The 1,247-nt window shown below is 56.1% G+C and carries 1 protein-coding gene; it reads right to left on the bottom strand.

What is annotated here, in order from left to right; all coding sequences use genetic code 11:
* Positions 1-68: 68 nt before the first annotated feature.
* Positions 69-1,169, bottom strand: a complete 1,101-nt coding sequence (locus E1297_RS01695; protein WP_155133095.1) for an ISAs1 family transposase — start codon at positions 1,167-1,169, stop codon at positions 69-71.
* Positions 1,170-1,247 lie beyond the last annotated feature (78 nt).

Below are 1,247 nucleotides of genomic sequence, written 5' to 3' on the forward strand. Positions count from 1 at the left end.
CCGGAAACGCCGGACCATTGCCCGGATCGAAGCAACCCCGCTCGGCTTTGATACAGGGCAATCGCGCTTCAAAACCCTTCGATGAGTGTGCGGAGGAAGTCGTTGCTCCAGCCTGCCTTCTTGAACTTGACGCGGTTTGAGCCTTTTGCGGTGTTTGCTTTTATTATGCCCAAAGCGATCCTTCGCAACGCGGCAAAGTTGGCGGGCGCGTTGTCTTTTCGGGCTCGGTGCTGGTCGTCATTCATCACGACATCGAGTGACCAATGCAAACTGTTTTCGATTTCCCAGTGGCCCCGGATCAGCTTGGCGGCTGCCTGCGCGGTGTAGCATTTTGACAGGAGATACACCCGCTCGGACTGGCTGGTCGTTTGGCCCACTGTGCGCCTGGACACGACATGAACGAAAGCGCCAAGATGTGGCCATTGATGGGTTTCAACGAGATGGTCCGTCACGTCGTAGACGCGATATGATCGCTCCTCAATCCGGCCATGGTCACCGTCTACGGTGGCATGTTCATCAATATACTCAATATCTTGATCGGCCACAAAAGCGCGCACGTCGGCCTGCATGTCGCCCTGATTGCCCTTGAGCTGCATGCAATAGTCACCACCTTCCCGCACGATCAGGTCACAGGTTTCCCGCTGGCAGTGTAGAGCATCGGCGGTGATGGTGATACCGCGAACATCAAGCATCTCAATCAGCTCGCGCAGAGCCGCAATCTCGCCGCCGCCCTTGGCACTATGCGTCATCCCAAGGCTAAGACGTGCGCCATGAAAAAAGGCGGTGACGACGTTCAGGTTCGACTGGGCGGCAGCTTTGTCAAAGCTGCGCCGCATCTCCTTCCCGTCGATGGCGATGGCCGGCTGCTCTGCATGGGCCTCGGCAAAGTCGCTTCGGAACTTGCCGAAAAACGCCTGAAGACTGCTCGGCTTCATCAAGCGGAAGAGCCGCGAGTAGGCATCATGGCACGGAATACCGTGAGGCAATTCGAGAAATTCGCGAAGGAAATCCTCCTTCATCTGCCCAAAATGCTCCATATCGACAGCAGTCTCCCCGCCACACAGCGCGCACAACAGGCTGATCGTCATCATGTCGCAGAACTTGTGCCGCGGCGCATTGCCCCCGCGAGGATCGTCTTCATCGTTGAAATAACTGGATAATGTCGGCATCTCGAGGCTCCATCAAATGATAAAACCTCCAGAATCTAATTCCGATCAACTGTCAAACTTCAAGCCCGATTCCCCTGG

This window comes from Roseibium sp. RKSG952 (genome assembly GCF_009711355.1).